Below are 22,711 nucleotides of genomic sequence, written 5' to 3' on the forward strand. Positions count from 1 at the left end.
GTCGGTGTGACGTAACACTTAACCGCTCAAGCGGTTTCGGAGCGTCAAGGGAGGCCGCCCAACGTTGTTCAGCGCCGGTTAAGCTCGGCAGCAGTGGGGACAGAGGAGATCGAGTGAAGCGGCCCACGATCGCCGACATCGCACGGCGGGCGGGTGTGTCGAAAGGCGCGGTTTCGTACGCGCTGAACGGACAGCCCGGCGTCTCCGAGGCGACCCGGAAACGGATCGTCGCGATCGCCCAGGAGATCGGGTTCAACGCGAACAGCGCTGCCCGCGCGCTCTCCGGTGCTCGTGCCAGAGCCGTCGGCCTGACCCTGTGCCGGCCCGCCCGGATCCTCGGCATCGAACCCTGGTTCATGGGTCTGATCAGCGGTTTCGAGGCCGAGCTCGGCGCCCGGTCCTACGCGTTGACCCTCCAGGTCGTGGCCACCCCGGAACAGGAGATCGAGGTTCACCGCCGCTGGTGGGGTGAGCGCCGCATCGACGGCGTGATCGTCACCGACATCCGGGAGAACGACGTCCGGATCCCCGTGCTGCAGGAGTTGCAGCTCCCCGCCGTGGTGATCGGCGGGCCCGGCGACACCGGCAGCATCGCCCAGATCTGGTCCGACGACGCCGGCGCGATCACCGAGGCGGTCCGCTACCTCGTCGCGCTCGGCCACCACCGGATCGCCCGGGTCAGCGGAGTGTCCGACCTGCTGCACACGCAGACCCGCACCAAGGCGTTCGACGAGATCTGCGCGTCCCTCGGCCTGACGAACACGATCACCGTGCCCGCCGACTACACCGGCGAGGAGGGCAGCCGGGCCACCCGGCGGCTGCTGATCGGTGGCGACCGGCCCACCGCGATCCTGTACGACAACGACGTGATGGCCGTCGCCGGGCTCGCCGTGGCACAGGAGATGGGGCTGTCCGTCCCCGGTGACCTGTCCATCGTGGCCTGGGACGACTCGCCGCTGTGCAGCCTGGTGCACCCGCCGCTCACGGCGCTGAGCCGGGACATCTCGGCCTACGGCGCGCAGGCCGCCCGGGAGCTGCTGAACGCGATCGACGGCAAACGGGTGGGCAACGTGGAGGCCAGCCGGTTCCACCTGACGCCACGGGGAAGCACCGCGCCGCCACGCTGAGGACCGTCAGGCGCGGTGCGTCTCCAGGTACGCCTCGATCCGCTCGGCCGGCGCCGGGTGGGCCAGCGCGAAACCCTGGCCGTACCGGCAGCCCGCGGCCGAGGCACGGTCGATCCCCTCGGGCGTCTCCAGGCCCTTCGCGACGATCTCGAGACCCAGCCGGCGACCGAGACTGACCACCACGTCCAGGACCGTGTCGGGGCCGCCGGTCAGCAGGGACTGGCTGAGCTTGAGCATGTCCACGGGCAGCCGGCGCAGGTGTGACAGCGAGGTCTGCCCGGAGCCGAAGTCGTCGAGCGCCGCCCGGACGCCCAGTTTGCGCAGCCCGGACAGCGCCGCGACGATGGCCGGCACGTCCTCCGCGATCCAGGTCTCGGCCACCTCTACGACCAGGCGTTCCGGGGTCAGGCCGTACCGTTTCAAGGTCGCCGCCACCCGCTCCGGGAAGCGCGCGGTGAGCAGTTCCCGGGGGCCCACGTTCACCGACAGCCAGAAGTCCGACTCACCGCCGGCCCAGGCGGTCAGGCTCCGGCAGGCCTCGTCGAGCACCCACTCGTCCAGTTCGGCGGTGATGCCGAGCGCGGCCGCGATCGGCAGGATCTCCTCTGGCAGGATCGTGCCGAGCGTCGGATGCCGCCAGCGCAGCAGCGCCTCAACCCCGACCGGCCGGCCGTCGCGCAGCCCGGTCACCGGCTGGAACACCAGGTCCAGCTCGCCGCGGCCGGCGGCGCCGAGCAGCTGCCTCTCCAGCTCCATCCGGCGGTGCAACTGGATCTCGACGTCCGGGTCGTACCACTCGACGCGATCCAGGCCGATCTGCCGCGACCGTTGCCGGGCCAGGTCGGCGTGCCGCAGCACCTCTTCCGAGTCGACGCCACCGGCCAGCTCGGCCAGGCCCACGCTGCAGTGCAACTCCACGGTGGCGCCGGGCAGCTGGTGCGGCTCGCCGAGGGCGGACACGATGCGGGTGGCCAGCGCGTACGCCGGGACCGCCGACTCCGTGGTCAGCACCGCGAACTCGTCGCCGCCGAGGCGGGCCGGCACGTCCTCCTCGCCGATCAGAGCCTTGAGCCGGCGGCTCACCTCGACCAGCACGGCGTCGCCGACCTCCCGCCCCCGGCTGTCGTTGACCTCGGCGACCCCGTGCAGGTCGATCACGATGAGGTTGCCCCGCCGGCCGGGCCGGCGGCGGTGCGCCAGCAGATCACGCATCAGCGCCCGGCGGTTGGCCAGCCCGGTGAGCTGGTCCAGGTAGGAGAGGCGATGAAGGGTACGTTCCAGGTGCACCCGCTCGCCGACATCGCGCACGTGCACGACCAGCGCCGCCACCTCGGGCACACCACGCTGGTCGGAGATCGTCGACTCGGTGTCCCGCCAGAGCCGGGCGCCGTCGCGCATCCGGGCGCTGACCAGCACCGGCGGGCCGCCCTCATGCTCACCGGCCAGCACCGAGCCGATCACCGCCTGGGCGTCCGCGACGTCCTCCGGGTGGATCAGGTCGGCGAACCGCCGGCCGATCACCTCGTCGTCACGCAGCCCGAAGAGGCGGGCCGCGGCCGGTGACTGCCAGCGGACCATGAGCTGCTCGTCGAGCACCAGGGTCAGGTCGGTGGCACCGGCGACGAGCGAGCGGAAGTGGGCCTCGGCGACCCGGAGCCGGCCGGCGTAATTGCGGATGTCGCGGACCACCAGCAACTCCCGCACGACGAGCACGCTCACCATGACGAGACCGAAGACGATCGCCTGGTTGTCGAACCGGCGCACCGCCAGCAGGTGCCAGACCGCCGCCACCACCCCGACCGCCGCCGGCACCGCGAGCAGCGGATAACTCGCCAGGTACTGATCCGGGCTGCGCGGCGTCGCCGGCGGGGGCGTCAGGTCGCGCCGCGTGCCCCCGACCGCCGCGGCGGTCATCCCGGCCACGATCAGCAGCCCCGCCGCCAGCAGGCCCGGACTGCCCGGCGGCAGCACGGCCAGGGCGCTCAGCGCCAGCATGACCAGGCCGGCGCCGGCGCCGCACCAGATCGACGGGCGCGGCCGGGGCCGGGCGCGCAGCACGATCACCGTGACGATCGCGACGCCACCGGTCGCGATCAGCAGCGCCGGCACCGCGGCCGGCCGCGCCGACACGCCCGGCACCAGGTAGGCCGCGAAGGCCAGGCTGACACCGAGACCGAGGCCGTCGAACGCCCGGCGCAACCGGACCGGCCAGCTGCTCGCCGCGCCCGGCAACAGGGAGATGCCGGCGACGTAGCAAGCGGCCGCGACAGACAATCCCGCGGTGAGCCAGCCAGCCCGCTGCGGCGGATCCCACCAGGGCACCAGGGCGGACGCCGTGGAAGCAAGCGTGCCCAGGCCGACGAGACCGGCGCCACGGCAGGAGACGAACGCACCGTTCTCGGCGCGGTGCAGCGCGATGGCCGTACGCATGAGGGAAGCCGTCGCGAACAATCCCGCGCAACCCACCGCGGCGGCGAGCGCGAGCGCCACCGGCAGCATGCCTGCCGCGCCCGCCGCGAGCAGGACGGCGGCCACGCCGGGCACAGCGAGCAGAGCCCCCCGCCCGATGCTCCGGGGCGGGGCCGGCACGGGGTGCGGCACAGCCACGATGTGTCCTCTGCGGTGTTCCCGCACGGGGGTCGGGTCGCCCCCGGCGAGGTCGGGGTGAAGCAGGAGGGAACTGCACCCGGTCAACGAGTGTCCCCGGATCGAGTTACGCCCATGGAGCGGCACGGTTCTCTGCCCGAGATCGTCTGCCACGCAGCGACGGCGGTCAAATCGAGACACGTGCCGGGACCGGCCTCCGGTGGTGGTGGGAGGATGGGTACGTGCGCAGTCGTCCCGCCCTTCGCGTCCGCAAATCCGGCGCCGTCCTGGTGGCGGCGCTCATCGCCGTCGTCGGCACGGTTCCGCTGGCCGGCGCATCCTGGGCACTCGCCCCGATCCTTCTGATCCCGCTCGCGGTGCTCATCTGGACCTATCGGGCAGGCACCGACGTCTACCCCGACGAGCTGCGGGTGCGTGCCCTGTTCGGCGGCAGCCGGGTGCCCTGGAGCCGGATCGCCGAGCTCGCCCCGGACGATCGGGGCCGTGTCTCCGCCCTGCTCGACAACGGCAACGTGATCCGGCTGACCGGTGTCACCCGGGACAACCTGCCGCTCGTGCTCGCCGCAGGCGGCCACCCGGTCGCCGCGGAGCCCGCCACGGATCAATGATCCCCGGGATCTGTCAGCCGGCACGGCTACCCTGGTCGGCAAGAGCCTGAGGGGGTGGTCTGGTCGTGCGTTCCCGCCGGGGCCGTGCCGCGGTCGCGCTGGTCGGTGCCGTTCTGGTCCTGACCTCCGGATGCAGTTTCGGACCGCCCGGCCCGGATCAGGCCGGGTCACCGCCCAACCTGTCCCGCCCGTCGGCCGCGCCCACCTCCGGCGAGGACTCGGGTGAGCGGGAGGTCGCGCTCACCGTGCTCGCCAAGAACCTCGAGGTCCCGTGGGGCATCGCCTTCCTGCCCGACGGGGCGGCGGTGGTCACCGAGCGGGACACCGCCCGCATCCTGAAGGTCGGCCCCGAGTCCGACGCCGACGGCCTCCAGGTCACCGAGTTGGAGCGCCTCGACGAGGTGCGGGCCTCCGGTGACGGCGGCCTGCTCGGCATCGCCGTCTCACCGGACTACGAGACCGACAAGACGTTGTACGTCTATTACTCCACCGACCGCGACAACCGGGTCGCCAAGCTCGTGGACGGCGGAAAGCTCCAGCCAATCCTCACCGGCATCCCGCGGTCCCCCGAGCAGAACGGCGGGGCCCTGGCCTTCGGGCCGGACGGTCAGCTCTACGTCGGCACCGGTGACGGCACGCCGACCGGCGCCCAGGCGCCCGACCCGAAAAATCTGGGCGGCAAGATCCTGCGGGTCACCACGGCCGGCAAGCCGGCCACCGGCAACCCGGTGAAGAACTCCACGGTCTGGTCCTCCGGCCACCGCAACGTCTCCGCCCTGGCCTGGGACTCCACCGGCCGGATGTTCGCCACCGACACCACGCAGCCGCGCACCAGCGAGCTGAACGTGGTGCGCAAGGGCGGCAACTACGGCTGGCCCAAGGCCGACGGCGACGGCACCGACCCGAAACTGATCAACCCGATGACGTCCTGGCCGGCCGCCGAGTCCGCCTGCGGCGGCGTGGCCGCGGCGGAGAGTCTGCTCGCCACCGCGTGCCTGCTCGGCAAGCGGCTCACCCTGCTCTCGGTCACCGAGAACGGCACGGTGCTCGGCACCCCGCAGGAACTGCTCACCGACGAGTTCGGCCGGCTGCGCACGGTGGTGACCGCGCCCGACGGCTCGTTCTGGCTCAGCACCTCCAACCAGGAGGACGCCGGCGACCCCGGTCCCGAGGACGACCGCCTCATCCGGCTCGTCTTCTCGGACGGCGGAGCCGGCAAGAGCTGACCGGGATGAGGACTGTTTCAGCTGGCGCAAATTCGGGCAGGTGAGCGCTCGATGACCACGGAACCCGCTCCGACGGCGCCGGCCTGGCGCCGCCGCCTGAGGTCCGCCGCCCGGCTCACCGGCCGGGCACTGCGCAGCCGGTGGACCCGCCGGATCCGGGTCGGCGCGGCAGTCGGCCTGGTCAGCATCGTCGGCGCCCTGATCGGCGTGATGCTCTTCGCGCACGCCGGCATCAACGTGGGCCCGTTCAGCGCCGAGATGTCGATCCGGCCCTCCGTGCACGGCGGCACCGAGGTCAACATCCCGCCGCTGGGCTCCCTGCACCTGGACAGTCACCGCGGCCCGCTGCACCTCAAGGTCGACCTCGGCTCCCTCGACCAGAGCCGCACCGAGGCGCTCATCGACAACCCGTCGGCCATCAGCTCCGCCGGTGACCGGGCGGTGGACGAAGTCGTCTCCGGGGTGACGCGACTCGGTCTGCGTACCCTCGGGCTCGCCGTTCTCAGCGCCCTGCTCTGCGCGGCCCTGGTCTTCCGCGACGTCCGCCGCACCGCGGCCGCCGGCGTCACCGCCCTGGTCGTCACCGCCGGCAGCTTCGCCGCGGCAGCCGGCACCCTGCGGCCCGACGCGATAAGCGAGCCGCGATATGAGGGCCTGCTCGTCAACGCCCCCGCGGTGGTCGGTGACGCGCGCCGCATCGCGGACAACTACGGCCGGTACGCGGAACAGCTCCAAGCCATCGTCGGCAACGTCAGCCGGGTCTACTCGACCATCTCGGCGCTACCCGTCTACGAGCCCGCCGGCAACACCACCCGCCTGCTGCACGTCTCCGACCTGCACCTCAACCCGTCCTCGTTCGGCCTGATCCGGACCGTCGTGGAAACCTTCGAGATCGACGCCGTGATCGACACCGGGGACATCGTCGACTGGGGCAGCGGTGCCGAGACGTCGTACGTCTCCGCCATCCCCTCCATCCAGGTCCCCTACATCTACGTGCGCGGCAACCACGACTCCGCCGCCATCCAGGCCGCCGTCGGCCGGCAACGCAACGCCGTCGTCCTCGACAACACCACCACCACCGTCGACGGGCTCACCATCGCCGGCATCGGCGACCCCCAGTTCACGCCGGACAAGAGCGAATCCAACGAAGCCGGCGACGACGCCGCACCCCAACTGCTCACCGCCGCCGGCGAAACCCTCGCCACCACGATCCGCGACGCCACCGCCCGCGGCACCATCGACAAGGCCGACATCGCGCTGGTCCACGACCCGGAAATGGCACAACCCCTGTCCGGCCTGGTCCCGCTCGTCCTCGCCGGGCACCGCCACCAGCGGTCCGTCTCCGTGCTGCCACCACCGGCAGCACCCGAACCGGACCCGTCCGCGTCCGCCTCCCCCGCGGCGTCACCGCCCGCCGCCACCGCACCCCCGATGACGACCCGGCTCATGATCGAAGGCTCCACGGGCGGGGCGGGGCTGCGCGGCCTCGAGAACGAAGAACCCACCCCGCTGACGTTGTCGGTCCTCTACTTCGACGAGCTGAACGAGCTGAAGGCGTACGACGACATCCAGCTCGGCGGCACCGGCCAGTCGAACGTCGAAATGCAGCGCAACGTGGTCGGCCTGTCCCCGGAGGACGAGGCGGCGCCGACACCCACCCCGTCCCGGCCGGCCGCCCCCCAGCCCAGCCGCTGACACGCGGGTGCGGGCCTGGCGGGTTCCCGCCCTTTGGGGCGGTCGGGCGGTCGGGCGCGACCGCGTCCGCGTTGCCGGCGTCGATCGGAGCGGTTCGGTTCGTGCTCACGGTCGTCGTAGGGCGGTCCTCCGCAACTCCAAGCGCGAGCCGCTCGGGTCGGGCTGTCACCCACGGTCGTTGGAGAGCGCTCCCCACAACCACCAGCGACAGCCGACCGTTGCTGGCCTGCACTTACGGTGGCTCGAGGCCGCTCGCGAAGGGCCTCATACACAAGCCCGGCTCGGTCGGCCCCGCCCGAGCCGAACGAAAGAGCCCGGCCCCGCACGTGGGGACCGGGCATCACTCGTACGACGGATCGGGAAGTTCGCCGACGGATCGGGAAGCTCGTACGACGGGTCAGGAGACGCCGAGGCGCTCCAGGAGCAACTCGCGGACGGCCTTGGCGTCCGCCTGGCCGCGTGTGGTCTTCATGACCGCACCCACCAGGGCACCCGCCGCCGCCACCTTGCCGTCGCGGATCTTCGCGGCGATCTCCGGGTTGGCGGCGATCGCGTCGTCGACCGCCTTGGTCAGCGCACCGGTGTCGTTGACGACCTCGAGCCCGCGGGCCGCCATCACGTCGGCCGGGTCGCCTTCGCCGGCCACCACGCCCTCCAGGACCTGACGGGCCAGCTTGTCGTTCAGCTTGCCGGCGTCGACGAGCTTCTGCAGCGCGGCGACCTGGGCCGGCGTGGCGCCGACCTCGGCGAGGTCCACGTCCAGCTCGTTGGCGCGTCGGGCCAGCTCGCCCATCCACCATTTGCGGGCACCGGCCGGGGACGCCCCCGCGGCGATGGTCTCCTCGATCAGTTCGACCGCGCCGGCGTTCGTCACCGACTGCATGTCGACCTCGGAGATGCCCCAGTCCTCGCGGAGCCGGGCGCGCTTCACGCTCGGCTTCTCCGGCAGCGACTCCCGCAGCGAGGCCACCCACGCCGGGTCCGGCGCGATCGGGACCAGGTCCGGCTCCGGGAAGTACCGGTAGTCGGTCGCGGTCTCCTTGGAACGGCCGGGACGGGTGTCGCCGGTGGTCTCCTGGAAGTGCCGCGTCTCCTGGAAGATTTTGCCGCCGTCGTCCAGGATGGCGGCCTGGCGGATGATCTCGGAACGGACCGCGCGCTCGACCGAGCGGAGCGAGTTGACGTTCTTCGTCTCGGTGCGCGTGCCCCACTCCTCGCCCGGCAGGTTCAGCGAGGTGTTGACGTCGCAGCGCATCGAGCCCTGCTCCATGCGCACGTCGGAGACGCCCAGCGAGCGGACGATGTCGCGCAGCTCGGCCACGTACGCCTTGGCGATCTCGGGGGCGAGCGCGCCCAGACCGGGAACCGGCTTCGTGACGATCTCGACGAGCGGGATGCCGGCCCGGTTGTAGTCGACGAGCGACTCGGTGGCGCCGTGGATCCGGCCGGTGGCGCCGCCGACGTGCAGCGTCTTGCCGGTGTCCTCCTCGAGGTGCACCCGCTCGATGCCGATCCGGTACTCCGTGCCGTTCACCGTCACGTCGACGTAGCCGTCGGTGCAGAGCGGCTCGTCGTACTGCGAGGTCTGGAAGTTCTTCGGCATGTCCGGGTAGAAGTAGTTCTTCCGGGCCATCCGGCACCATTCGGCGATGTCGCAGTTCAGCGCCAGGCCGATCCGGATGGTCGCCTCGATGCCGGCCCGGTTCGCCACCGGCAACGCGCCCGGCAGAGCCAGGCAGACCGGGCAGACCTGGGTGTTCGGCTCGGCGCCGAAGTCGGTCTTGCACCCGCAGAACATTTTGGTACGGGTACCGAGCTCGACGTGCGTCTCGAGCCCGATCACCGGCTCGTACTTGGTGAGGATCTCGTCGTATGTCATCTCACAGCTCCGGAGGAGTGAACGAGCCGACCGCGGACTCCAGCGCTGCCGCGACCCGGTACATCCGGTCGTCGGCCATCGTCGGGGCCATGATCTGGAAGCCGACCGGCAGGCCCTCGGAAAGCCCGCACGGCACCGAGATGGCCGGGCCACCGTACAGGTTCGTCGGGATCGTGAAGAGGTCGGCGAGATACATCTGGTACGGGTCACTGGTCCGCGAACCGAACGGGAACGCGACGAACGGGGTGGTCGGCGAGACCAGCACGTCGACCTGCTCGAAGGCGGACTGGAAGTCCCGCGTGATCAGGGTGCGGACCTTCTGCGCCTGACCGTAGTAGGCGTCGTAGTAACCGCTGGACAGCGCGTAGGTGCCCAGGATGATCCGGCGTTTCACCTCGGGACCGAAGCCGGCCTCACGGGTCAGCGACATGACCTCCTCGAGCGAGCGGCTGCCGTCGTCGCCGGTGCGCAGCCCGTACCGTACGCCGTCGAAGCGGGCCAGGTTGCTGGACGCCTCGCTGGGGGCGATCAGGTAGTAGGCGGGCAGCGCGTACTCGAAGTGCGGGCAGGACACCTCGACGATCTCGGCACCGAGCTTGACCAGGGCCTCCAAGGACTCCTTGAAGGAGTTGAGGACGCCCGGCTCGGAGCCGTCACCGGCGAACTCCTTGACGACGCCGAGCTTGACGCCCGACAGGTCCCCGTTCTTGCCGAGCCGCGCGGCGGCGACGACATCCGGCACCGGCTGGTTGATCGACGTCGAGTCCCGCGGGTCGTGACCGGCCATCACCGCGTGCAGCAGCGCGGTGTCCTCCACGGTCCGGCCGCACGGGCCCGGGGTGTCCAGCGAGGAGGAGAAGGCGATCAGGCCGTACCGCGAGGTGCCGCCGTAGGTGGGCTTCGCACCCACGGTCCCGGTGACCGCGCCCGGCTGGCGGATCGAACCGCCGGTGTCGGTGCCGATCGCGAGCGGCGCCTCGTAGGCGGCGATCGCGGCCGCCGAGCCACCACCCGAACCACCCGGGATGCGACCCAGGTCCCACGGGTTGTTGGTGGCGCCGTACGCGCTGTACTCCGTGGACGAGCCCATCGCGAACTCGTCCATGTTGGTCTTACCGAGGATCGGCATGCCGGCCTGCTTGAGACGCTCCACGATCGTCGCGTCGTACGGCGGCTTCCAGCCCTCGAGGATCTTGGAGGCGGCGGTGGTGGGCACGCCCTTGGTCGTCACCACGTCCTTCACCGCGATCGGCACACCCGCGAGCGGCCCGGTGATCTCCCCGGCGTCCACCCGGCGGGCGGCGTCCAGAGCGCCCTCCGCGTCCACGTGCAGGAACGCGTGCACCCGGTCCTCGACGGCGGCGATCCGGTCGAGGTGCGCGGTCGTCACCTCGACGGCGGACAACTCGCGCGACGAGATCATCTTGCTCAAGGAGGCCGCGCTGAGCCTGGTCAGGTCACTCATCGATCAGTCCTCTTCGTCCAGGATGCGCGGCACCCGGAACCGGCCCTCGAACGCGTCCGGCGCGCCGGACAGCGCCTCGTCCTGCGTGAGGCTCGGCGTAGGCACGTCGTCGCGGTACACGTTGGTCAGCGGAACCGAGTGCGAGGTCGGCGGGATGTCCTCCGCGGCCACCTCGCCGACCCGCGCGACCGATTGCAGGATCACATCGAGCTGCCCTGCGAACCGATCGAGCTCCTGCTCGGTCACGGCGAGCCGCGACAGGCGCGCCAGGTGCGCTACCTCTTCGCGGGAGATGGCGGCCATCCTGCCCCCTCATTGTTCGACGGTTTGCCCAAGTCTATTTTCCGGGGCTGAAGCGGCCGGTACCGGGCCAGCCACTTCCCGAGATCCGCAGCCGGCATCGGCCGCGCGTGGAACCAGCCCTGCGCGGTGTGACAACCGGCGGCGGCGAGCAACCGCCAGGTCGCCTCGTCCTCCACACCCTCCGCGACGGCGCGAAGACCCAGAGCCTCGGCCAGGCCGACCACCGAGCGTACGATCGCCGCGTCCCCCCGATCGGTGGCCATCCCCAGCACGAACGAGCGGTCGATCTTCACTTCGCTCAGCGGCAGCCGGCGCAGGTGCTGCAACGACGAGTACCCGGTGCCGAAGTCGTCCAGCGAGATCGCCACACCCATCCGGCTGAGCCGGGTCGTGGTTTCCAGCACCCGATGCGGGTCCACCATCAACGCGCTCTCGGTGATCTCCAGCTGGAGGAGTTCTGCGGGTACGGCGTACCGGTGGAGCAGCGCACCGACCCGGTCTGCGATGTCGCCGGCGTGCAGGTCCCGGGCGCTGACGTTGACGGCGGCCCGTAACGGCCGGTCCTGCGCGCACCACTCGGCCAGCTGGGCGACGACCTCCTCCAGGACGCGGGCGGTGAGCAGCCGCATCACCGGGGTCGGCTCGGCCACCCGCAGCAACTCCTCCGGGCCGACCGTGCCGCGCCGCGGATGCTGCCAGCGCAGCAGCGCCTCCACGCCGACGACCTCGCCGGTCGCGACCGCGATCTGCGGCTGGTAGTAGAGGACTATCCCGTCGCCGCTCTTCTTCAGCCCGCCGCCGTTGTTGTTCAGTCCGCCGCCGTTGCTGTTCGGCCCGTCGCCGTTCCCGTTCAGCCCTTCGCCGTTCCTGTTCAGCGCGTCGTTGTTCTTCAGCGCTGTCCGCAGGTCGGCGAGCAACGCCAGCCGGTCCGGCGAATGGTGTGCGGCATCCGGGCCGTGCACCGCGACCTGGTCGCCGCGCTGCTTCGCCTCGTACATCGCGGCCTCCGCCTCGCGCAGCAACGTTCCCGCGTCCCGGCGACCCGACTGGAGCGCTATCCCGATCGACGCGCTCAACTCCACCGGCGTGCCGTCCAGCGGGAACGGCCGGCTCAGCGCCTCGGACAGGTGCTGCGCGATCCGACGGGCCGCCGCCGGGCCGTCCACCCGGGTGGCGAGCACCGCGAACTCGTCGCCGCCGAGCCGGACCACCAGGTCGTGCGCCGGAACCACCGTGGCGAGACGGTCCGCCACCCGGGCCAGGAGACGATCGCCGGCGCCGTGGCCGAGGGCGTCGTTGACCGTGCGGAACCGGTCCAGATCGAGCAGCAGCAACGCCCGGCGCCGATCCGGGGAACGTTCGGCGATCGCCGACTGGAGCGCCCGCCGGTTGGGCAGACCCGTCAGCGCATCGAACCGGGCGGCCCGCTCCGACTCGCCGGCCCAGCGGACCATCCGGTGCACGGCGTGCAGCGCCAGCAGCGACAGCGGCAGCAGGGCGGGGCTCACCACGGCCGCGACCAGCACAATCGGGCCGAGCAGCAGCAGCGCCGCGGTGGCCAGCAGGTCGGCGTGCCCCCGCCGGCGGTGCGGACGAGGACGTCCGTCGGTGGTCCAGCGGCGGACGATCGCCGCCACCGCGTGCCGCGCACCGATCCAGGCGGCCGCGGCCGCGCACGTCACCGCCACCTCCAGCCAGCTCGGCCCGGCCTGCCCGGGACCGAGACGCAGCGACGTCAGACCGGCCACCGCCGCGGCCGCGCCGAGCGCGACCGCATGCTGAAGGGCAAGGTGCAGGGAGCGGCGTACGGAGTGACGCATCCGTACGCCGGCAACCGCCACCGCCGCCAGCTGCACCACCAGCGCCGGTGGGCCGCCCCACGCCAGCAGGATCGCGAACGTGAAACAGATCGACGGCAGAATGATCGAGCTGGCCCGCCGGCCCGGCACCAGGTAGGGCCGGGCGTCAGCGACAAGCGCGAGCACCGCCATCACCCAGAACGCTGCCGGCAGCCCCGCGAACGCGACCGGGTCGACAGCCCAGAGCACCAGACCACCCGCAAGCGACGCGACAGCGGTGACAACAATCGCCCGCCGCCGCCGCGGATCCATCCGCCCACGCCCACGATCGCCACGCCCCAGAACCGCACGCCCCAGCACGGCACGCCCCACCCCCACCGCCCGCTCCCGGCCGAAGCCCCCCAACCCGGCACGCCCCGATCCGGCACGCCCCAAGCCAGCGCGCCCGGAACGAGCACGCCCCAAGCCAGCGGCATCCGGATCAGCACGCCCGGAGTCAGCGGCCCCGGCGTCGGCGCGGCCCGGATCACAACGTCCGGAGCCGGCGTTAACCGAGCCACCGCCGACCGAATCGACGCCTGTCGAATCCATGCCCGTCGAGTCCGCGCGCGTCGAATCGGCGCGGGCCGGGGCGGCGCGCGTCGAATCGGCGCGGGCCGGGGCGGCGCGCGTCGAATCGGCGCGGGCCGGGGCGGCGCGCGTCGAATCGGCGCGGGCCGGGGCGGCGCGCGTCGAATCGGCGCGGGCCGGGGCGGCGCTGCCCGGAATGGCCTGGGTGCGGCCCGCGTCGGCGGCACGGGCACGGCTGGGGTCCGGGCACGGCCGTGCGGCGGATTCCGAGGCGGAGTCCGAGCCGGCCGTGCGCAGGCGAGCGGCATCCATGCGACCTCCATGATGGCTCGATCACCGATCGCCTACACCATAGATCCACATGGTGCCTTCCAGGCTAAACTACTTACCCGTTACTAAAACGACATAGGCTCCCACACGTGATAATCGGGCTGTTTCACTCCTGTGGGTGACGGTCGGTCAGCCTTCGGGCGCGAGCTCGGCGACCTCGCGGGCGGCGTCCGGGCCGTCGGCCAGGAGCACCCCGAAACCGGCCTCGTCGAGCACCGGCACCTTGAGAGAAAGCGCCTTGTCGTACTTGCTGCCGGGGTTGTCGCCGACCACCACGAAACCGGTCTTCTTCGAGACCGAGCCGCTCACCTTGCCGCCCCGGGAGGTGACCGCGTCGGCCGCCTGGTCGCGGGTGAACCCGGCGAGCGTGCCGGTGACGACCACGGTCAGCCCTTCGAGCGGGCGGGGGCCGCTCTCCACCCGTTCGTCGGCCATCTTCACCCCGGCCGCGCGCCACTTGCGGATGATCTCGCGGTGCCACGGCACGGTGAACCACTCGCGGAGGCTGTCCGCGATGATCGGTCCCACGCCTTCGACGGCAGCGAGCGGGTCGACGGCCTTGGCCTTGCGTTTCGCCTCCTCGGCGACGACCGCGCTGTCAGCTCCGGCGCCCTCGCCAGAAACGCCGGCAACGTCGGCAACGTCAGCCTCCGGTTCGCGAGCCGCACTCGAAGCGCCAGCATCGTCGGAAGCGCCAGCAGAGACAGGAGCGCCGGCCTCGTCAGAAGCCCCAGCCGTGGCGGCGGCAGCCTCACCGGAAGCGCCCACCGCGGCGGAAGCATCGGCCTCGTCCGAAGCACCAGCCGCGGCGGGGGCAGCGGCCACCTCCGAAGCCCCAGCGACGGCGGGGGCGGCGGCCACCTCCGAAGCCCCGCCGGCGCCGGGGTCGGCGGCCTCGGCGGCCAGGGCTGCGTCTGCGGCCTCGGCGGTCGCGGCCACGATGTCCGGCTGCGTCGCCGTCTTGGCGAGCAACTCCTCCAGCGCGGTCATCGAGCCGAACTCGCGGGCCAGCGCCTGCGCGGCGGTGGGGCCGACGTGGCGGATGGAGAGGGCGACCAGGATGCGGGCCAGGGGGCGGGATTTGGCCTCGGAGAGGCTTTGGAGCATCTTGCCGGCGTTGGTGCTGAGGTCGCCGTTCTGTTTGACGAAGAACGGGACCTGGCGCAGGTGTTCCCCGGTGAGGTCGAACAGGTCGCCCTCGTTGTGGAGCACGCCGGAGTCGAGGAGCGCGCGGGCCGCTTTCTCGCCCAGCACCTCGATGTCGAGCACGTCGCGGCTGCCGACGTGGCTCAGCCGCTCCCAGAGTTGCCCCGGGCAGGACTCCGAGTTGGGGCAGCGGATGTCGACGTCGCTCTCCTTGGCCGGGGCCAGCGGGGTGCCGCAGGCCGGGCACTCGGTCGGCATCACGAAGGCGCGGGCGTCGTCCGGCCGCAGGTCCATGACCGGGCCGAGAACCTCGGGGATGACGTCGCCGGCCTTGCGCAGCACCACGGTGTCGCCGATCAGCACACCCTTGCGGACGACTTCCTGGGCGTTGTGCAGGGTGGCCTGCGCGACCACCGAACCCGCCACCTTGACCGGTTCCAAGACCGCGTAGGGCGTGACGCGGCCGGTGCGTCCGACGTTCACCGCGATGTCGAGGAGCTTGGTGGTGACCTCCTCCGGCGGGTATTTGAAGGCGATGGCCCAGCGCGGCGCCCGGCTCGTCGAACCGAGGCGGCCCTGGATGGCGACGTCGTCGACCTTGACCACGACGCCGTCGATCTCGTGCTCGACGTCGTGCCGGTGCTTGCCGTAGTAGTCGATGTAGTCGCGGACACCGGCCATGTCGTCGACCAGTTTCCACCGCTCGCTGGTGGGCAGGCCCCAGGCCTTGAGCGCGGCGTAGGCCTCGGACTGTGACGCCGGGCTGAACCCGGCACGGGCGCCGATGCCGTGCACCACCATCCGCAGCTTGCGGGACGCGGTGATCCGCGGGTCCTTCTGCCGGAGGCTGCCGGCAGCCGCGTTGCGCGGATTCATGTACGGGTCTTTGCCGCGCTCCACCAGCCCCGCGTTGAGGTCGGCGAACGCCTCGGCCGGGAAGTAGATCTCGCCGCGCACCTCGATCAGGTCGGGCACGTCGTCACCGGTGAGCCGCTCCGGGATGCCCAGCACCGCCCGCACGTTGGGGGTGACGTCGTCGCCGGTCCGCCCGTCGCCCCGGGTCACGCCGCGGACCAGGCGGCCCTTCTCGTAGGTGAGGTTGATCGCCAGGCCGTCGACCTTGAGCTCGCAGAGGAACCGCACCGGGCCGCCGGCGTCGCGCACGGTCCGGTCGGCCCACGCACCGAGCTCGTCGGTGTTGAAGACGTTGTCCAGCGACATCATCCGCTCGATGTGGTCGACGGACGCGAAGTCGCTGGAGAAGGTGCCACCGACGTTCTGCGTCGGTGAGTCGGGGGTCTGCAGCGCCGGGAACTCCTCCTCGAGAGCCTCCAGCTCGCGCAGCAGCACGTCGAACTCGGCGTCGGAGATCGTCGGCGAGTCGAGCACGTAGTAGCGGTACTGATGACCGCGGATCTCGTCGGCCAGCTCGGCGTGCCGGGCACTCGCCTGCGGCGTCGGGTCCTTGCCCGCGGCCGCCTCCTGCTCCGAGGTGAGCTCCAGCGAGGACTCTTCTGACACCGCAACCTCCGTGTGAGTGAACCTAGAGGCACCGTAGCCCCACCCACCGACAATTTCGGTGTCACACCTCGGAGATGCGCCGACCTGCCTCGGTGATCGCCGTGAGGACCGCCCGGGCGGACGCCGGAGTGGCTCCGGCCAGGCCACACGCCGGCGTGATCACCACCTGTTCGGGCAGCCGGGCCGCCGGGAACCCGAGCCGCTGCCACAGCGTTGCCACCCGCTCCGCGATCCGCTTGGCATCGGGCCGGGAGGGGTCCGCCGACTCGACCGCGCCGGCGAAGACGCCGAGACCCGCCTCGATCGCCTCGCCCAGCGGGTCCAGCTCCTTGACCTGCGACAGGTCGAGGGCCACCGCGACGGCCTGCGCGTCCCGCACCACCTGCAACGGCAGGCCGGGCGCGCAGCAGTGCACCACCACCGGGGCGCCCGCGGCAGAGACCACGGTCCGCAGGTGGGTGGCGGCGGCCGGGCCGTCCACCTCGCGGTACGCGGAGAGGCCGCTCTCGGTCGGCACCCGCCCGGCCAGCACGGCCGGCAGTGACGGCTCGTCCAGCTGGAGGAGGACCGTCGCGCCGGGAAGCCGTTTGCGGACGTCGGCAACGTGCCGGCGGAGACCTTCGCCGAGCGAGTCGGTGAGGTCGCGGACCGCGCCGGGGTCGCGCAGGATGCGTCCGCCGATCGGCAGGTCCAGGTTGGCGGCCAGGGTCCACGGACCGGTCGCCTGCACCTTGACCGTCCCGGTGAACCCGTCGCCCTGGTCGGTGAGCTGGTCCAGGTCGCGTTCCAGCAGGTCGGCGGTGCGGCGCATGTCCTTGCCGGGGCGGGCGGCGATCTGCCAGCGGCCGGCGTAGAGCTGCACCGGCAGCTCGACCAGGAAACCGGCGCCCCGGCCGATCATGTCGGCGCCGGGACCGCGGGCCGGCAGCTCGGGCAGGTGCGGCAGGGCGGGCAGCTCACCGAGGACGATGCGCTGCGCCTCGGCGATGTCGGTGCCGGGCAGCGAGCCGATGCCGGTGGCCGAACCGGCCGGCCACGGGAACTCAGACATCGGCGCCACCCCAGCTGCCAGCGGTGAACGGGAACTCAGACATCGGCGCCGGCCCGGCTGCCCGCGGTGATCGTGGCTGAGCCGAGCACGATGTCGCCGCCCGGGTCGGGCCGGTAGGCGACGATGGCCTGACCGGCGGCGACCCCCCGGGCAGGGGTGGTCAGCCGGGCAGTCAGGGTGCCGTCGGCCACCGAGACGGTCGCCGGGACCACCTCGCCGTGCGCCCGGAGCTGGACCTCGCACGAGACGTCCGCCGACAGGTCGTGCCAGATCGGGCGCTCGGCGCTGACCACGTCGACCTCGAGGTCCTCGCGCGGGCCGACGGTCACCGTGTTCGACACCGGGGTGATGGACAGCACGTACCGCGGGCGGCCGTCCGCTGCCGGCACCCGCAGGTCGAGGCCCTTGCGCTGGCCGATCGTGAATCCGTACGCCCCGTTGTGGGTCCCCAGGGTCTCCCCGGTCCGGCCGTCGACGATGTCGCCCGGCGCGGCACCGAGCCGGCTCTCCAGGAATCCGCGGGTGTCGCCGTCGGAGATGAAGCAGATGTCGTGCGAGTCCGGCTTGTCGGCCACCGCGAGGCCACGCTCGGCGGCCTCGGCCCGCACCCGCTCCTTGGTGGAGTCGCCGAGCGGGAACATCGCCCGGTCCAGCTGGGCGCGGGTGAGGACGGCCAGCACGTACGACTGGTCCTTCGCGATGTCGACGCTGCGCCGCAGCAGCCCGTCGGCACCGAGCCGGGCGTGGTGCCCGGTCACCACGGCGTCGAAGCCGAGGGCGACCGCCCGGTCCAGCACCGCCGAGAACTTGATCTTCTCGTTGCAGCGCAGGCAGGGATTGGGGGTACGGCCGGCCGCGTACTCGTTGACGAAGTCGTCGACCACGCTGTCGTGGAACTCCTCCGCCATGTCCCAGACGTAGAACGGGATGCCGATCACATCGGCGGCGCGCCGCGCGTCCCGGGAGTCCTCCAGGGTGCAGCAGCCGCGCGCGCCGGTCCGGAACGTCTGAGGATTACGTGCCAGGGCCAGGTGCACCCCGGTGACGTCGTGTCCGGCATCGACGGCGCGGGCCGCGGCGACGGCCGAATCGACGCCACCCGACATGGCCGCAAGAACTCGCATGACCGAAGCCTATCTGGGAGTCTTCCACGCTCCGGCTCGGCGGGCGCGCTCCACGGCGCCGGGCAGGGCGGCGAGCAGGGCGTCGACGTCGGCGACGGTGCTGTCGTGACCGAGCGTGAACCGCAGGGACGAGCGGGCGCGGGCGTCGTCGGCACCCATCGCCAGCAGCACATGACTGGGCTGCGCCACCCCGGCCGAACACGCCGAGCCGGTCGAGCAGTAGACGCCCTGCGCGTCCAGGAGCAGCAGCAGCGCGTCGCCCTCGCACCCGGGGAAGGAAAAGTGCGCATTGCCGGGGAGCCGGTCCTCGGCAGCGCCGTTGAAGATCGCGTCCGGGATCACCGCCCGGACGCGGGCCACCAGGTCGTCGCGGAGAGCGGAGACGCGTACGGCGTATTCCTCCCGCGCCTTGACCGCGGCCTCGACCGCCGTCGCGAACGCCGCCACCCCCGCGGTGTCCAAGGTCCCGGAGCGCACGTCGCGCTCCTGGCCGCCGCCGTGCAGCAGCGGCGTGCACGCGACGTCGCGGCCCAGCAGCAGCGCACCCACCCCGACCGGCCCACCCAGCTTGTGCCCGGTGATGGTGAGCGCGGCGGCCCCGCTCGCCGCGAAGTCGACCGGAACCTGCCCGGCCGCCTGCACCGCGTCGGTGTGGAACGGGATGCCGGCGGCAGCCGCCAGCCCGGCCAGCTCGGCGATCGGCTGCAGCGTGCCGACCTCGTTGTTCGCCCACTGCACGCTCATCACGGCGACCCGCTCGCCCTGCTCGGCGATCAGCTCGGCCACGGCCTCCGGCGGCACCCGCCCGGCGTCGTCGACCGGCAGCGTGACGACCTCGGCGCCCTCCTGCACCCCGAGCCAGTCGGCCGCGTCGAGAACCGCGTGATGCTCGACGGCGGACACGACGACCAGGGTGCGTTCCGGGTCGGCCGCACGCCCGGCCCAGAAGATGCCCTTGACCGCCAGGTTGTCGCTCTCGGTGCCACCGCCGGTGAAGATCACCTCGGACGGGCGCGCACCGACCGCCGCGGCGATCCTCTCGCGCGACTCCTCGACCAGGCGCCGGGCGCCGCGACCGGCAGCATGCAGGGACGACGGGTTGCCGACCTCCCGCACCGCGGCGACATAGGCGTCGAGCGCGGCGGGAAGCATCGGCGTGGTCGCCGCGTGATCCAGGTAGGCCATCGTCTCCAAGCTTAGGCGCTTCCCCGGCAACCGCTCAGGGTCCGCCTCCGCCGACAACCGAGATCAACCCCACTCGAATCCCTCTGGCGGAAAAGCCGGACGGCCCGGCGGAAGATCGCCGGGCCGTCTCGTCAGGGTGTTGTCACTTGCGCTTGCGGACCTCGTCGGCCGCCTGCGGGACGACCTTGAACAGGTCGCCCACGACACCGAAGTCGGCGAGCTCGAAGATCGGCGCCTCGGCGTCCTTGTTGACCGCGACGATGGTCTTCGAGGTCTGCATGCCGGCACGGTGCTGGATCGCACCGGAGATGCCGAGCGCCACGTACAGCTGCGGCGACACGGTCTTGCCGGTCTGGCCGACCTGGAACTGGTGCGGGTAGTAGCCGCTGTCGACGGCCGCCCGGGACGCGCCGACCGCGCCGCCGAGCAGGTCGGCGAGTTCCTCGACCATCTTGAAGTTCTCGGCGTTGCCGACGCCGCGGCCGCCGGAGACGACGATCGAGGCCTCGGTGAGCTCGGGACGCGAGCCCTTCTGCTCGGTGACCCGCTCGACGACCTTGGTCAGCTTGTCCTTGTCGGACACCGCGACGGTCAGCTCCTCGACCGCCGGCGACGTGGCCTGCGCCTCGGGGGTGACCGAGTTCGGGCGGATCGTCACGATCGGCAGGCCCCGGGTGACCCGGGACTTGACGATCGTGGAGCCGGCGAAGACCACCTGCGTAGCGGTGCCGTCGGCGTCGACCGCTACCGCGTCGGTGAGCAGGCCGTTGTCCAGCTTGATCGCCAGGCGACCGGCGATCTCCTTGCCCTCCTGAGTCGAGCCGAGCAGCACGGCGGCCGGCTGCACCCGCTTGACCAGCTCGGCGACCACGGTGGCCTTCGGCGCCACCAGGTAGCCCTCCACGTCCTCGCCGGACGCGACGTAGATCTTCTCGGCGCCGTACTCGGCGAGCTTCTCGCTCACCGCGGCCACGTCACCGAAGACGACCGCGGACGGCGAACCCAGCCCACGGGCGATGGTCAGCATCTCGAGCGTGACCTTCTTGACGCCGGCGGCCTGCGAGGCCTCGACGACGACCAATACCTCAGCCATGACGAAACCCCTTCTCAGACGAACTTCTCGGTGGCGAGGTACGCGACCAGCTGCGCGCCGCCGTCGCCCTCATCCGTGACCTTGGTGCCGCCGGACCGCGCCGGCCGCTTCGAGAACTCCAGCACCTGGCTGGTGGCACCGGCGAAGCCGACCTCGTCACCGGCCACGCCCAGCTCACCCAGGGTAAGGCTCTGCACCGGCTTCTTCTTGGCGGCCATGATGCCCTTGAAGGACGGGTACCGCGGCTCGTTGATGGTGTCCCAGACGCTCACGATCGCCGGGGTGGCGGCCGTGACGACCTCGTAACCCTCGTCGGTCTGCCGCTCGACGGTCAGCTGCGAGCCGTCCACGGTCAGCTTGCGCGCGCCGGTCAGCGCGGCCACGCCGAGGCGCTCGGCCAGCATGTGGGGCACCACCTGGACACGACCGTCGGTGGACTCCGCGCCGCACAGGATCAGGTCGGCGTTCAGGGTCCCCAGGGCGGCCGCGAGGACCTTGGAGGTGGCGACCGCACACGAGCCGTGCAGCGCGTCGTCCTGCACGTGCACCGCCTTGTCGGGGCCCATCGAGAGCGCCTTGCGGATCGAGTCCGTCGCGCCACCGGGGCCGACCGTCAGGACTGTCACCTCGCCACCGTGCGCCTCTTTGATCTTCAGCGCTTCCTCGATGGCGTACTCGTCCATCTCGTTGATGACGTTGCTTGCCGAGCCTCGCTCGACGGTCTTGTCGTCAGCGCTCAGGGTGCGCTCGGCACCGGAGTCGGGTACCTGCTTGACCAGTACGACGATGTTCATCGCGCTCTTACGACCCTCCTGTATTGAACGCACCGTTGCGGTCGGCCCGTCCGCCGGCTCGAACGCCTCGCGGCGGACATGTCGGCAAGGTTACCCGCCAGTAGCTTTCCTGTTGCCGGCCACCCAGAGTGACACACCTCACCCACGGCGCGATCACGATCGCTACAGTGCGACGAGGAGGTGTCTGACATGTCCGGTCGAAACGTCTCGCTCGTGGACGAGACCAGCTCGCCCACGCCCCATACTTACGCATCCGAGAAGACAGTGAACCCGCAGACCCATGGTCTCGCGGGACCCGACTCACCGTGGTGCCGGTGCGGCCGCCTCCGGGAGGCCTGCGTCAGTGACGAAGTCCGCTCCCTGTGGCCCCGCCTTCTTGACCCGGCGGGTCGATAATCGGCCACGTGCTCGGTGACCTGACTCTTTGGTTCGACCCGGAGAAATCCACCAGGGTCGGCACCACCCCGGACTACCGGTTCTCGCTCGCCAACGAACGCACGTTCCTCGCCTGGATCCGTACCGCCCTGGCCCTCCTCGCCGGCGGTCTGGCCTGCGCCCAGTTCCTGCCACCCCTGCCCATCGAGCACCTGCGCGAGATCATCGCGATCCTCCTGCTGACGCTCGGCGGCCTGCTCGCGCTCCGGGCGGTGGACCACTGGGCGCGCACCGAACGGGCCATGCGGCTCGGCACCGACCTGCCCCGCTCCCGGTTCCCCGCGGTGCTCGCGATCGTGGTCGCCGTCGGCGCGGTCGCCCTGGTCGCCGCGGTTCTCGTGCAAGTCTTCTGATGATCGGCAAAGAGCCGGCCCGCGACGACCCCGCCCGGCCAGGCACCGGCGGCCGCGGCCTCGCCGGCCTCCGCGACCCGGGGGCCGCGCCGGAACGCACCCGGCTGGCCTGGCGGCGCACCGGCCTCTCCGCCGCCGTCGTCGGGCTGCTCGCCGTCCGGCCCGCCTTCGCGCCCGGCGCCGGGGCCGCGCAGTGGCTGGCCGCGGCCGGCGCGATGATCTGCTGGGCGGTCCTGGTGGCGCTCGCGCTGCGTCGCGCGCGGGGCCTCAACGACCCGGTTCCGGCGCCCGTTCCGGGCTGGATCCGGGCCTACGCGTTCGTCACGGTGGCCCTGAGCGTCCTCGCCGGATGGGTTGTCATGCTCTGATCGTCGCCGTCCTCGCTCGGGCGGGGCATCAT

Annotated in this window: 17 protein-coding genes; 6 read left to right on the forward strand and 11 right to left on the reverse strand. The window is 71.9% G+C overall.

Going from position 1 to position 22,711, the window contains the following annotated elements:
* Positions 1–113 precede the first annotated feature (113 nt).
* Entirely contained in the window at positions 114–1,127 is a 1,014-nt protein-coding gene (locus LPA41_RS16255) for a LacI family DNA-binding transcriptional regulator (RefSeq protein WP_229071229.1), read from the forward strand.
* Between the two features lie 6 nt (positions 1,128–1,133).
* On the opposite strand, the gene LPA41_RS16260 is transcribed toward LPA41_RS16255, so the two are convergent.
* Positions 1,134–3,734 carry an EAL domain-containing protein gene (locus tag LPA41_RS16260; protein WP_229071230.1) on the reverse strand — a complete coding sequence of 867 codons (2,601 nt, stop codon included), beginning with the start codon at positions 3,732–3,734 and terminating at the stop codon, positions 1,134–1,136.
* Positions 3,735–3,955: 221 nt separating this feature from the next.
* Between LPA41_RS16260 and LPA41_RS16265 the strand changes: the two genes are divergently transcribed.
* The 3 genes from LPA41_RS16265 to LPA41_RS16275 all read left to right on the forward strand — a co-directional run bounded on the left by LPA41_RS16265 (position 3,956) and on the right by LPA41_RS16275 (position 7,263).
* Entirely contained in the window at positions 3,956–4,342 is a 387-nt protein-coding gene (locus LPA41_RS16265) for a PH domain-containing protein (RefSeq protein ID WP_229071231.1), read from the forward strand.
* Positions 4,343–4,407: 65 nt separating this feature from the next.
* Entirely contained in the window at positions 4,408–5,568 is a 1,161-nt protein-coding gene (locus LPA41_RS16270) for a sorbosone dehydrogenase family protein (protein ID WP_229071232.1), read from the forward strand.
* 51 nt (positions 5,569–5,619) lie between these two features.
* A complete protein-coding gene (locus LPA41_RS16275; protein WP_229071233.1) occupies positions 5,620–7,263 on the forward strand; it encodes a metallophosphoesterase in 1,644 nt (547 codons plus the stop codon).
* A 397-nt stretch (positions 7,264–7,660) separates the two neighbouring features.
* On the opposite strand, the gene gatB is transcribed toward LPA41_RS16275, so the two are convergent.
* From gatB to LPA41_RS16325, 10 genes are all read right to left on the reverse strand, one after another.
* Entirely contained in the window at positions 7,661–9,142 is a 1,482-nt protein-coding gene (gene gatB / locus LPA41_RS16280; RefSeq protein ID WP_229071234.1) for an Asp-tRNA(Asn)/Glu-tRNA(Gln) amidotransferase subunit GatB, read from the reverse strand.
* 1 nt (position 9,143) lies between these two features.
* Positions 9,144–10,607 (reverse strand): Asp-tRNA(Asn)/Glu-tRNA(Gln) amidotransferase subunit GatA, encoded by a 1,464-nt coding sequence (gene gatA, locus LPA41_RS16285; RefSeq protein WP_229071235.1) that lies wholly within the window; start codon positions 10,605–10,607, stop codon positions 9,144–9,146.
* Positions 10,608–10,610: 3 nt separating this feature from the next.
* Entirely contained in the window at positions 10,611–10,910 is a 300-nt protein-coding gene (gene gatC / locus LPA41_RS16290) for an Asp-tRNA(Asn)/Glu-tRNA(Gln) amidotransferase subunit GatC (protein WP_229071236.1), read from the reverse strand.
* Complete coding sequence (locus LPA41_RS16295; protein ID WP_374238169.1) at positions 10,883–12,901, reverse strand: putative bifunctional diguanylate cyclase/phosphodiesterase; 2,019 nt, start codon at positions 12,899–12,901, stop codon at positions 10,883–10,885. Before LPA41_RS16295 ends, gatC begins: the two co-directional genes overlap by 28 nt.
* A gap of 837 nt (positions 12,902–13,738) precedes the next feature.
* On the reverse strand, positions 13,739–16,276 hold the full coding sequence (gene ligA, locus LPA41_RS16300) for an NAD-dependent DNA ligase LigA (RefSeq protein WP_229071238.1): 2,538 nt from the start codon (positions 16,274–16,276) through the stop codon (positions 13,739–13,741).
* Positions 16,277–16,337: 61 nt separating this feature from the next.
* The gene (locus tag LPA41_RS16305) at positions 16,338–17,327 is read right to left on the reverse strand and encodes a methionine synthase (protein ID WP_229071239.1); all 990 of its coding nucleotides are present in this window, start codon (positions 17,325–17,327) and stop codon (positions 16,338–16,340) included.
* Positions 17,328–17,362: 35 nt separating this feature from the next.
* The gene (mnmA, locus tag LPA41_RS16310; protein ID WP_229071240.1) at positions 17,363–18,451 is read right to left on the reverse strand and encodes a tRNA 2-thiouridine(34) synthase MnmA; all 1,089 of its coding nucleotides are present in this window, start codon (positions 18,449–18,451) and stop codon (positions 17,363–17,365) included.
* Positions 18,452–18,460: 9 nt separating this feature from the next.
* Positions 18,461–19,636 (reverse strand): cysteine desulfurase family protein, encoded by a 1,176-nt coding sequence (locus LPA41_RS16315; protein WP_229071241.1) that lies wholly within the window; start codon positions 19,634–19,636, stop codon positions 18,461–18,463.
* Positions 19,637–19,778: 142 nt separating this feature from the next.
* On the reverse strand, positions 19,779–20,729 hold the full coding sequence (locus LPA41_RS16320) for an electron transfer flavoprotein subunit alpha/FixB family protein (protein ID WP_229071242.1): 951 nt from the start codon (positions 20,727–20,729) through the stop codon (positions 19,779–19,781).
* A gap of 14 nt (positions 20,730–20,743) precedes the next feature.
* Positions 20,744–21,523 carry an electron transfer flavoprotein subunit beta/FixA family protein gene (locus tag LPA41_RS16325; protein ID WP_229071243.1) on the reverse strand — a complete coding sequence of 260 codons (780 nt, stop codon included), beginning with the start codon at positions 21,521–21,523 and terminating at the stop codon, positions 20,744–20,746.
* Positions 21,524–21,927: 404 nt separating this feature from the next.
* Here LPA41_RS16325 and LPA41_RS16330 point away from each other — a divergent pair, with 404 nt between their 5' ends.
* Positions 21,928–22,311 (forward strand): DUF202 domain-containing protein, encoded by a 384-nt coding sequence (locus tag LPA41_RS16330; protein WP_229071244.1) that lies wholly within the window; start codon positions 21,928–21,930, stop codon positions 22,309–22,311.
* Positions 22,311–22,679: a DUF202 domain-containing protein gene (locus tag LPA41_RS16335; protein ID WP_229071245.1), complete on the forward strand. Its 369-nt coding sequence runs from the start codon at positions 22,311–22,313 to the stop codon at positions 22,677–22,679. The genes LPA41_RS16330 and LPA41_RS16335 overlap by 1 nt, the downstream gene beginning before the upstream one ends.
* Positions 22,680–22,711: the final 32 nt, after the last annotated feature.

It is taken from the genome of Actinoplanes sp. DH11 (genome assembly GCF_020873875.1).
Lineage (GTDB): Bacteria > Actinomycetota > Actinomycetes > Mycobacteriales > Micromonosporaceae > Actinoplanes.

Coding starts and splice junctions, on each gene's coding strand:
- LPA41_RS16295 (WP_374238169.1), bottom strand. CDS start 12,901: ATGGCGGTGCTCGCGCTTGTCGCTGACGCCCGGCCCTACCTGGTGCCG.
- LPA41_RS16305 (WP_229071239.1), bottom strand. CDS start 17,327: ATGTCTGAGTTCCCGTGGCCGGCCGGTTCGGCCACCGGCATCGGCTCG.
- LPA41_RS16325 (WP_229071243.1), bottom strand. CDS start 21,523: ATGAACATCGTCGTACTGGTCAAGCAGGTACCCGACTCCGGTGCCGAG.
- gatB (WP_229071234.1), bottom strand. CDS start 9,142: ATGACATACGACGAGATCCTCACCAAGTACGAGCCGGTGATCGGGCTC.
- LPA41_RS16275 (WP_229071233.1), top strand. CDS start 5,620: ATGACCACGGAACCCGCTCCGACGGCGCCGGCCTGGCGCCGCCGCCTG.
- LPA41_RS16335 (WP_229071245.1), top strand. CDS start 22,311: ATGATCGGCAAAGAGCCGGCCCGCGACGACCCCGCCCGGCCAGGCACC.
- gatC (WP_229071236.1), bottom strand. CDS start 10,910: ATGGCCGCCATCTCCCGCGAAGAGGTAGCGCACCTGGCGCGCCTGTCG.
- gatA (WP_229071235.1), bottom strand. CDS start 10,607: ATGAGTGACCTGACCAGGCTCAGCGCGGCCTCCTTGAGCAAGATGATC.
- LPA41_RS16320 (WP_229071242.1), bottom strand. CDS start 20,729: ATGGCTGAGGTATTGGTCGTCGTCGAGGCCTCGCAGGCCGCCGGCGTC.
- LPA41_RS16315 (WP_229071241.1), bottom strand. CDS start 19,636: ATGGCCTACCTGGATCACGCGGCGACCACGCCGATGCTTCCCGCCGCG.
- mnmA (WP_229071240.1), bottom strand. CDS start 18,451: ATGCGAGTTCTTGCGGCCATGTCGGGTGGCGTCGATTCGGCCGTCGCC.